This is a genomic window from Pseudomonas sp. 22526 (genome assembly GCF_052044735.1).
GTDB classification, from domain to species: Bacteria; Pseudomonadota; Gammaproteobacteria; order Pseudomonadales; family Pseudomonadaceae; genus Aquipseudomonas; species Aquipseudomonas piscium.
Genome location: NZ_JBQENK010000024.1, coordinates 90,130 through 100,571 on the forward strand (window position 1 = coordinate 90,130; position 10,442 = coordinate 100,571).

Here is a 10,442-nt window from a genome sequence, read left to right on the forward strand (position 1 = left end):
TAACGGCTCTGCCGGCATGTTCAAAAGTGATAGGGGCAGCGAGCCCGACGGAGCTGTGCCGCAGGCCTGGAAAGCTAAAACATCCGCCCGGGACTGTCTGACACGGGAAGCCGGGACAAGGCCCGAGGCCGCAGCCCTGCGCGGGCCGCAAGCAACAGCGGCGGCCCTCGGGCCGCCGCGTTCTGGTAGGGGTAGCTGTGTGAGGAGATGTTTCGCCGTCAGAGACGGCGCTTGCGGTTGAGGCTCGGGATGGTGGTGGCCGGAATGGCCAGCCGCTGCACATGACCCACCGTCCTGGCCGCCAGCTCCGCCAGGGTCGGCTGGCTGAACAGCACCCGGGCATCGGCATCGAGGCCGGCCTGGCGCATGCGCGCCACCAGGCTGACCGCCAGCAATGAATGCCCGCCGAGTTCGAAGAAGTGGTCATGGCGCCCCACCCGCTCGATCTTCAGCACCTCGGCCCAGATCTGCGCCAGGGCGGTTTCCACCTCGCCCTGGGGCGCCTCGAAGCTGCGGCTGAGCACCGCGTCCTGCCCCGGTGCCGGCAGGGCCTTGCGGTCCAGCTTGCCGTTGGGGCTCAGCGGCAGGGCCTCGAGCTGGACGAAGGCCGAGGGCACCATGTACTCCGGCACCTGGGCCAGCAGATGTCCGCGCAGGCCTTCGATGCCCGGCGCCGTCGCGACGTCGCGCAGGGTGAAATAGGCCACCAGGCGCTCGTCGCGCATCAGCACCACCACTTCGCGCAGCGCCGAATGGCTGGCCAGGCGCGCCTCGATCTCCCCCAGCTCGACCCGCAGGCCGCGCAGCTTGACCTGGAAGTCGTTGCGCCCGAGAAACTCCAGGCAGCCATCGGCGCGGTAGCGCACCAGGTCGCCGCTGCGATACAGGCGGTCGCCGGCAACGAAGGGGCTGTCGATAAACCGCTCGGCCTGCAGCTGCGGCAGCCCCAGGTAACCCCGGGCCACCCCCACCCCGCCGATATGCAGGTGGCCGCTGACACCCATGGGCACCGGCCGGTCGTGCTCGTCCAGCACATACAGGCGGGTGTTGCCGATGGGCCGGCCGATCGGCAGCTGGATGTCCGGCACCGGCGCCCCGGGTTCGAGGGTCCAGGCGGTGCTGTCCACCGTGGCTTCGGTGGGGCCATAGACGTTGTGCAGCCGCGCCTGTGGCAACAGCTGCTGGAAGCGCCGGGCCATGGCCGCGGTGAGTTCGCCGCCCCCGCTGAACACGTCGGTCAGGCTGCTGCACTGGCTGACCTCGTCGAGTTCGAGGAACTGCTGGAGCAGCGCCGGGACGAACTTGATCACCGTAATGCCCTGCTCGCGGATGGTCTGCGCCAGGTACGCCGGCTCGCGGTGCCCGTCGGGCCGCGCCAGCACCAGGCGCATGCCATTGGTCAGCGGCCAGAACAGCTCCCACACCGAACCGTCGAAGCTGAACGGCGCGCGCTGCAACAATGCCCCCTGCTGCGCATCCGGGCAGATCTGCGAGCCCCAGTGCATCAGGTTGCCGAGGCCGCGGTGCTCGATCATCACGCCCTTGGGCAGGCCAGTGGAGCCGGAGGTGTAGATCACATAGGCCAGGTGCGTGACATTCAGTCCAGGGACCAGCGGGTCGTCCGCGGGTTGCTGTTGCCAGGTGCAGCGGTCGAAGTCGATCAGCTCGGCCGCCACCCCGGCCAGCAGCCCGCGGGTCGCGCCGTGCACCAGCACCGCCAGCGGCGCGCTGTCCTGCAGCATGTAGTGGATACGCTCCTGGGGATACCCCGGGTCCAGCGGCACATAGGCGCCACCGGCCTTGAGGATCCCCAGCAGGCCGATCACCAGTTCCAGGCTGCGCTCGACACAGATGCCGACCCGGGTATCGGGCTGCACGCCGCGTTCGCGCAGGTGATGGGCCAGCCGATTGGCGCGCTGGTTGAGCTGGGCATAGGTCAACTGCCGGTTCTCGAACTGCAAGGCTATGGCGTGCGGCGTGCGCCGCACCTGCGCCTCGAACAGCCCGTGCAAAGTCTGTTCGCGCGGGTAGTCGACCTCGGTGGCATTGAGCTCCACCAGCAACTGGTGCAGCTGGGCCGGCGGCAATACCGGCAGCTGGCGCAGCGCGGTCTGTGGCGATTGCTCCAGGGCCTGCACCAGGCCGTCGAGCACGGTTTGCAGGGTGTCCAGCAGGCGCTGCGGCCCGAGGCTGCGGGGCGCCATGGCGCTCAGTTTGAACCCTTCGTCCAGGTCGTCCACCGACAGCATCAGGGGGTAGCTGAGGATGTCTTCGCTGCCGAGCAGCTGGATGCCTGGCAAATCGCCCAGTAAGTCCTGGCCATCCGCAGCCTGCCCATGGCGATAGTTGAGCAGGCTGTTGAACAGCGGCGTCGGCGCGGCCACGCCACTGCAACGCTGGGCCAGCGCCAGCGGCGCGTGTTCGTGGGCGAGCAAGGCGCTCAAGCGCCTGTGGGTTTCGCGGACGGCCTGCGCCGCAGTCTGCCCGGCCAGGTCGAGGCGCAGCGGCAAGGTATTGATGAACATGCCCAAGGCCCGATCCGCCCCGGCGCCGGCCTGCAGGCGCCCCAGCAGCACGGTGCCGAACACCACATCCTCGCGCCCGCACAGGCGCCCCAGGACCAGGGCCCAAGCCAGGTGGAAGACACTCGCCGCACTCACCCCCTGGGCCCGGGTCTGGCTGCGCAGGCGCAGGGACTGGGTCGGAGTCAACTGGCATTCGGCTTTTTCATGCTCGTCGCCCACGGTCTTGCGCTCCAGCCGGCCGAAGGCCAGGCTCGGCTCGTCGACGTCCGCCAGCCACTCGCGGAAGAAGGCCTGGTGTTCCTCGTCGCGGCTGCCCAGACGGGTCTGCGCCACATAACGGCGATAGGGCACCGCCTCCGGCAACTGCTCGGCCCGCCCCTGCAGATGGGCGCGAATTTCTTCCAGCAGCACACCGGTGGAGGTGGCGTCGTTGACCAGATGATGGAAGCGCAGCATGCCGATCCAGCGCCGGTTCCGCGGGTCTTCGCTGTAGGCCAGGGCCATCATCGGCGCCCGGCCCAGGTCCAGCGGACGCAGGCCTGGGTCCAGGCGTTCGCGCAACTGCTGGACGATATCGCCGCCCTCCGGGTCCGGCAGCACTTCCTCGAGTTGCAGCCGGGCCTGGCGCCAGACCACCTGCATGGGTTGCTCCAGCCCTTCCCAGACCAGGCTGGTGCGCAGGATGTCGTGCCGCGCTATCACCTGTTGCAGGGCCTGGGCAAAGGCATCCAGGCGCCCCAGGCTATCGAAGGCGAACATTGCATGCTGCTGGTAGGGATCGCGCGCCTCGGTCATATGGTGATAGAGCAGCCCTTCCTGCAACGGCGCCAGGGGGTAGATCTCCTGCACATTGGCCACGCCGCCGGGCACCGTGGCGACTATGCGCTCGATGCTCGCCGGGTCCAGCTGCGCCAGCACCAGCATCTCCGGGGTGATCCGCAGGCAGTCCGGGACAACGCGGTTGGCCGGCACCTCGACTTCCCGGGTGCCGCCGACCGCCGCTGCAAGACTGGCCAAGGTCGGCTGGTCGAACAGCACCCGCACATCGGCCTGCAACCCGGCCTGGCGCATGCGCTCCACCAGGGTCACTGCCAACAGCGAATGCCCACCCAGCTCGAAGAAATGATCCTGGCGCCCGACCCGCTCGACCTGCAGCAGCTCAGCCCAGATCGCCGCCAGCCGGGTTTCCACCACGCCCTGGGGCGCCTCGTAGCCACGCGTGATAAAGGCCTCCTGCCCCGGCACCGGCAAGGCCCGGCGGTCGAGCTTGCCATTGGCGGTCAGCGGCAGCGCCGCCAGCCGTACATAGGCCGCGGGCAGCATGTAGTCCGGCAGATGGCTTTGCAGCTGGGCATGCAGCTGGTTGATTTCCAGCGATTGCTCCTGCTCGGTGAAATACGCCAGCAGGCGCCCGTCGCGGGCCTGGACCACCGCCTCTTGCACACCGCTCAGGGCCGCCAGGGCGCTTTCGATCTCCCCCAGTTCGATGCGCATGCCGCGGATCTTCACCTGGTCGTCGTTGCGTCCCAGGTATTCGAGGCTGCCGTCCGCCAGCCAGCGCGCCAGGTCGCCGGTGCGGTACATGCGTGCGCCGCTTTCATCACTGAAGGGATCATTGAGGAAACGTTCGGCGGTCAGTTCCGGGCGGTTCAGATAGCCCCGCGCCACCCCGGCGCCGGCCACATACAGCTCCCCGGCCACGCCCACCGGCACCGGGCGCCGCTGCTCGTCCAGCAGGTAGACCCGGGTGTGATCGATGGGTCGGCCGATATGCAGGCCCTGGCCGACCGCGACCCGCCCGGAGGTGGCGACCACCGTGGCTTCGGTGGGGCCGTAGTTGTTGATCACGGCAAACCCCGGATCCTCGGCGAACTGGCGCAGGCGGTCGCCGCCAATCAGCAAGGTGCGCAGGGTCGGATGGCCCCGGCGCTGGTTGAAGGCGTACTCGGCCACCGGGGTCGGCAGAAAACTCACATCCAGCGGCTGCGCGCGCCACCAGTCGAGCAGCGCCTCGATGTCTTCGTTGCCGTCGTGGGCCGGCGGCAGGTGCAGGGTCGCGCCGCTGCACAGGGCCGGCCAGACCTCCCAGGCCATGGCATCGAAACCGAAACCGGCGAGGCTGCTGGTCTGGCCGCCCGGTCCCAGGTCGAAGGCCGAACAGTGCCAGTCCACCAGGTTGGCCAGGGTGCGGTGCTCGACCATCACCCCCTTGGGCAAACCGGTGGAGCCGGAGGTGTAGATCACATAGGCCAGGTGCGCCGGGGTCAGCCCGGGGACCTGCGGGTTGGTCTGCGGCTGCTCCCACCAGCTGTCCGAGCCCAGTTCGATCACCGGCACGCTCAGGGCCGGCAGGCGCGCCAGCAATTCAGCCTGGGTCAGCACCGCCAGCGGCGCGCTGTCCTCCAGCAGATAGTTCAGGCGTTCGGCGGGATGGGCCGGATCGATCGGCACATAGGCGGCCCCGGCCTTGAGGATCGCCAGCAGGCCGACCAGGGTGTCGAGGCCACGGCGGGCGACTATGGCCACTCGGCTGTCGGGCTGCACGCCCAGCGACCGCAGGTGATGGGCCAGAGCGTTGGCCTTGCGGTTCAACTCGGCATAGGTCAGCGACTGCCCCAGGCAGACCGCCGCCAATGCCTGTGGCCGCGCTTCTGCCTGGGCTTCGATATGGGCGTGCAACGGCTGGGTGCAGGCCGGCGCCCGGCCGCTGGCGTTCCACTCTTGCAGTTGGGCCGTGTCGCGGGCGCTGAGCAGCGAGAACTCGGCGATCGGCAGGCGGGTGTCGGCCAGCCCCTGCTCCAGCACATGCACCAGGCGCTCGGCCAGGGCCTCGATTTCCCCGCCCTGGAAATACGCCTCGTTGTAGAGGTAATGCATCCACGCCTTGTCGTTGTAGCTGTTGCTGCGCAGGTGGATGGCCAGGGGCAGCGGCTCGTGCCCGTTGCAGACCTTGACCGAATGCCCCAGCGCTTCGCCGTAGCGATAATCGTGGTCGTCCTGCTCGTAGGACAGCGACAGGTCGAACAGCTGCCCGCGGTCCTCGCGCAGCAGGCCGAGGGAGCGGTTCATCTCGCTCAGCGGGAAGCGCTGGTGGCGGAAATCCTGCTTGAGCACATCGCGCACCGCCCGCACCAGCTCGCCGAACGGCAGGTCCTGGCTGAAGCAGAAACGCACCGCGCTGACCTGGGTGAACAGCCCCAGGGTGTTTTTGAAGCGGGCATTGGAACGGTTGAGAATCGGCAGCCCCACCACCCATTCATCGCGCTGCGCGGTGCGGGTGAAATAGACGTACAGGGCCGCCAGCAGCACGTGGAAGGCCGAGGCCTGGCAGGTTCTGGCCCACTGTTTCATGCGTTCGTGCAAATGCGTGGGGAACGGCTGCAGCAGATTGTTGCTCGGGGTGTCGCCGGCGGCCGCGGCTTCCCTGGCGAAACGCTCGCGATACCGCGGCATCAGCAGCGGCTCGGGCAGCCTGCGGTATTTGTCCTGCCAATACGCCCGGTCGCGTAGGTAACGCGGCGAGTCGTGGTAGCGGGCATCGTCGCGAATGAACTCGACATAGGACGGCGCCGACAACTCGGGACGGCGCCCGGCCTGCAGCGCGCTGTAGATCCCGCCCAGGGATTGCAGCATCTGGCCAAAACCCCAGCCATCGAGAATCAGGTGGTGGGCCTGGGTGCCCAGCAGGTGATGGCGGGCATCCAGGCGCACCAGGAAAAACCGGAACAGCGGGCCGCCGTCGAAGGGGTACGGCTGCTCCATGCGTTGCCGGATCAAGGCCTGGGCGGCCGCCAGCGGCTCAGGATGTGCGCTCAGGTCCTCCAGCGGCACCTCGACCGGCATGCTCTGGGCGAAGCGCTGCAAAGGCAGGCCGTCGCTACCGGCGTCAGGCAGCAGCAGGGTGCGCAGGGCATCGTGCTTGCGCACCAGCAGCTCGATGGCCTGCTGTATCAGCTCGGCGCTGAAAGGCCCGGCGAGTTCGACGTAACCGCCGATGTTGTACAGCGGCGAATCGCCCCGGCTCAGCTGGTCGAGCCAGATATCGCGCTGGGCGGCGGTCAGGGCAAAGGCTTGTGACTCAAGCTTGGACGGGGTCATGGCCGGCCCTCCTGAGCACAGGCAGCCATAGCACGTCCGGGCTGGCGGCAAGGGTTCTCGATCGCGACAAACGCACCTGGGGCGGCTACGGAAAAAAGCTTCATAAGATCCTTCTCATGTGAGGTGTCCATACCCTGAGGCATGCCCTGAGCAGAGCCCGGCAGCGCCTGGTATCGGAGGCATCCACGGATTTAACCAGCGCCCTGGCGACCTGTCTGTCACCTGAAACCCGGACAGCCCAGCCCGCGGTCGGGCGGTTCAGGCCAGGATGGATGGATAGTCGAAAATTGACTTACTGCCAGCTCGGGGATCGGTCTGCGCGCACGTACTAGCTAATAATTCTCGATTCAAAGGCTTAAAAGTGTGTAGGACATCCACTACAGGTTCCGGACGGCGCCCAGGATAAAAAGTACCGTCCTCTCAGATAAATCCTATGAATATCAAAGAACTATCTTAAAAACCCGAGCACCCGTGCCTCTGGCAAAACCGCCCTTTCGGGCGAAATTCGTCAAATTAACAACGCGGACTTTATGGCAGCTTGTGTCCCCGCTTTCAGCTACAGACGCTGGGTAAACCCGCGGGATTAAATGAAAAATCTCGGCCACGGACATTCGTTGCAAGGACGGGTGGTGGCCGCCGACGCCAACCGTTCGACGATCTGTCTACATCAGGGATGATAGGGATATGAGTCTGACCAGCAGTATTCGAAACATAGACAGTGCGCATTTCTACAACGAATTGGGGGAGCTGATTTCCAGCACCGGCCATGGGCTGTTTGCGGCGAAGATGCTGCACCTGGTGGACAAGCTGGTGCCTGTGCAGCGGGTCGAACTCGCCGAATGGACCCTCGACGAACGCCAGGCAAGCCCTCTTGAGATCAAGCCGCTGGGCAGTGCCGGGCTCGAGGAGGCACTGCCGCCCACCCAGCCCTCGCAGTACCAGGACGATCATCCGCTGCTGGAAAAGATGATCGAGATGAACGACTCGCTACTGATCCAGATGAACGCCCAGACCTCCAGCAAACACCCGCGTTACCTCTCCCACCAGTGCCATCTGGTGTCGCGCAAAGCCAATCGCCGCTGTGTCATCACCTTCCTGCGTCCCCCTGCGCAACGGCTGTTTTCCCTGGCCGAGCTGTCGTTTCTCAAGAGCCTCTCGGAAACCCTGCTGCCGCTGGTGGAGCGCCATGCCCAGATCAACCGCCAGGCCTGCCAGAAAAACCTCGGCCTGGCGCCCAGCAGCCCGCTGGCGGCGGTCGAGCAATCGCCGCTGCAACGGGAATTCAACGAGCGCCTGTGCCTGGGCGACATCACCCTGTCGGCGCGGGAGAAAGAGGTCTGCCTGGGCCTGCTGACCGGCGGCACGGTGCCGGAAATGGCCGAGCGCCTCAGCGTCAAGAACAGCTCGGTGGAAACCTACCTCAAGCGCGCCGCCGCCAAGCTCGGGGTCAGCGGCCGGCACGGCCTGGCGAAATGGATGGTCGGCGCCTGAGCGGCGCCCTGCCCGCTTTTCAACCCGCCCGGGGCGACGCCGCCGCGGCTTTTGTAGATGAGGCTGTTCAATGAGTAAGTCCCCGCTGTCCCTGATAAGCCTTGTTTTGCTGCTGGGCGGTTGCTCGCTGATCCCGGACTACCGGCAGCCCGCGGCACCGGTTGAGTCCCAGTACCCGCAGGGCCCGGCTTATGCCACTCAAGCCACGGCATTTGCCGAACAAGGAGCGGACTGGCACAGCCTGTTCCATGACCCTGAGCTGCAGACGCTGATCCGCAGCGCCCTGGTCAACAACCGCGACCTGCGGGTCGCGGCCTTGAATGTGGAAGCCTTCCAGGCCCAGTACCGGATCCAGCGCGCCGACCTGTTTCCCGCGGTGTCCGCCACCGGCGCCGGCTCGCGCCAGCGCCTGCCGGGGGACGTGACCGGCACCGGCAAGTCGCTGATCAAGTCGTCCTACTCGGTGACCCTGGGGGTCAGCGCCTATGAACTGGACTTCTTCGGCCGGGTGCGCAGCCTCACCGAACAGACCCTGATGAGCTACCTGGCCACCGAGCAAGCCCGGCGCAGCGCCCAGCTCAGCCTGGTGGCGAACGTCGCCAGCGCCTACCTGACCTGGCGCGCCGACCAGGAACTGCTGGCGCTGACCGCCAAGACCCTGGCCGCCGACGAAGAAAGCCTGCGCCTGACCACTCGCAGCGCCGATGCCGGCAAAGTCTCGGCCCTGGATGTGAGCCAGGCCCGGACCAGCGTCGAAAGCGCCCGCGCCAACCTGGCCCGCTACCAGCGCCAGGTGGCCCAGGACCTGAACAACCTGACCCTGCTGGTGGGCACCCAGGTCGCCGACTCGCTGCCGGCCCGGCCGCTGGCCAGCGACCTGATCGCCCAGGTCCCGGCCGGGCTGCCCTCGGACCTGCTGCAACGCCGTCCCGACATCCTCCAGGCCGAGTACCAGCTCAAGGCCGCCAACGCCAATATCGGCGCGGCGCGCGCCGCCTTCTTCCCCAGCGTCAGCCTGACGGCCAACGCCGGCACCTCCAGCCTGGAACTGGCCGGGCTGTTCAAGGGCGGCTCCGGCAGCTGGGCCTTCCAGCCGCAGATCAACCTGCCGATCTTCAATGCCGGCAACCTGCGGGCCAGCCTCGACTACGCCAAGCTGCAGAAGGACATCAGCGTCGCGCAGTACGAAAAGTCGATCCAGACCGCCTTCCAGGAAGTCGCCGACGGCCTCGCCGCGCGCCAGACCTACAGCGACCAGCTCGACGCCCAGCGCAGCCTGGTGGCGGCCACCCAGGACTATTACCGGATGGCGGAACACCGCTACCGCACCGGCGTGGACAGCAACCTTACGTTCCTCGACGCGCAACGTTCGCTGTTCAGCGCGCAACAGGGGCTGATCAACGACCGGCTGGCGCAGCTGATCGCCGAGGTCAACCTGTACACGGCGCTGGGCGGGTCCTGGCAGGCAGAGTCGAACCCGGCGTTGGCGCAGCGCGCGCCCTGACAACGGCGCGCAGCCCCGGCCAGGAACCGGTCATCGCGCCGCCATGGCGAGGTTCTTGTTAAGGCAAAAAAGCCGATCTATACCTCAACAGGCTGTTTGCAACGGCTGGAACAACCCGGGCTTCGCCGCCTGTATGGCAAGCCAGGCATTCAACGAACCGGACAACTGGACAGAGGCATCGCCAAGGAGCGGTCATGAGCGGAAAACTGTTAGTCAAATGGGTCAACAAAACGCCCCGGCACCGCAAGGGCGTCTGCGAGGCGGCCGTGATGAAGTGGCTGGCGGCGATCGACAACAACGGCCTGGCCCAGGCCATGAAACTGACGCCAGAGCAATGCGACGACCTGCAGGATCAGGTGGAAGACGGCGAGACCTTCGTTTTTCTGCTGCCGCCCCTGCTACTGCCCACTTCAAGCTTCACCCCTTTCAACCCGGTGCCGACCACCGTGGATTCGCTCAAAGCCCTGAAGGCCGGCAACTTCCTCTTCGTTTCCGCCCAGGGCCAGAGCGTGACCGCCGGCGGGCATGCGATGGGCATCTACAAGAACACCACCAATCTGTTTTTCTTCGACCCCGAGTTCGGGATCTACGCCTATGACTTCAACAGCCAGGCGGACCTGGCTGAAGTGGTCAAGCGCACCCAGGGCTATGGCGAGGCGGCCTATTGCCCAGGCACCTTTACCCCACCGCCAAAACCTTGAGCCGATGCGGCCTTGCAGCGCGGCTGATGCGCTGCAGGACGCAGATTCCGGGCAGCAGAAAAGCCACTCCAGCGAGTAATGCCAGTCAGTTAAGGACGATAGTGGGGCTACTGTAGGAGCGAG

The 10,442-nt window shown here is 66.6% G+C and carries 4 protein-coding genes; 3 read left to right on the forward strand and 1 reads right to left on the reverse strand.

Going from position 1 to position 10,442, the window contains the following annotated elements; genetic code table 11:
* Nucleotides 1–218: 218 nt before the first annotated feature.
* Nucleotides 219–6,623, reverse strand: coding sequence for an amino acid adenylation domain-containing protein (locus tag ACTJKT_RS27730; RefSeq protein ID WP_440789445.1), 6,405 nt, complete (start codon nt 6,621–6,623; stop codon nt 219–221).
* Between the two features lie 684 nt (nt 6,624–7,307).
* On the opposite strand from ACTJKT_RS27730, the gene ACTJKT_RS27735 reads away from it, so the two are divergent.
* The 3 genes from ACTJKT_RS27735 (at nt 7,308) to ACTJKT_RS27745 (ending at nt 10,319) form a co-directional block, all read left to right on the forward strand.
* Entirely contained in the window at nt 7,308–8,114 is an 807-nt protein-coding gene (locus ACTJKT_RS27735) for a helix-turn-helix transcriptional regulator (RefSeq protein WP_440789447.1), read from the forward strand.
* A 70-nt stretch (nt 8,115–8,184) separates the two neighbouring features.
* Complete coding sequence (gene adeC, locus ACTJKT_RS27740; protein WP_440789449.1) at nt 8,185–9,618, forward strand: AdeC/AdeK/OprM family multidrug efflux complex outer membrane factor; 1,434 nt, start codon at nt 8,185–8,187, stop codon at nt 9,616–9,618.
* A gap of 194 nt (nt 9,619–9,812) precedes the next feature.
* The gene (locus ACTJKT_RS27745; protein WP_440789451.1) at nt 9,813–10,319 is read left to right on the forward strand and encodes a hypothetical protein; all 507 of its coding nucleotides are present in this window, start codon (nt 9,813–9,815) and stop codon (nt 10,317–10,319) included.
* Nucleotides 10,320–10,442 lie beyond the last annotated feature (123 nt).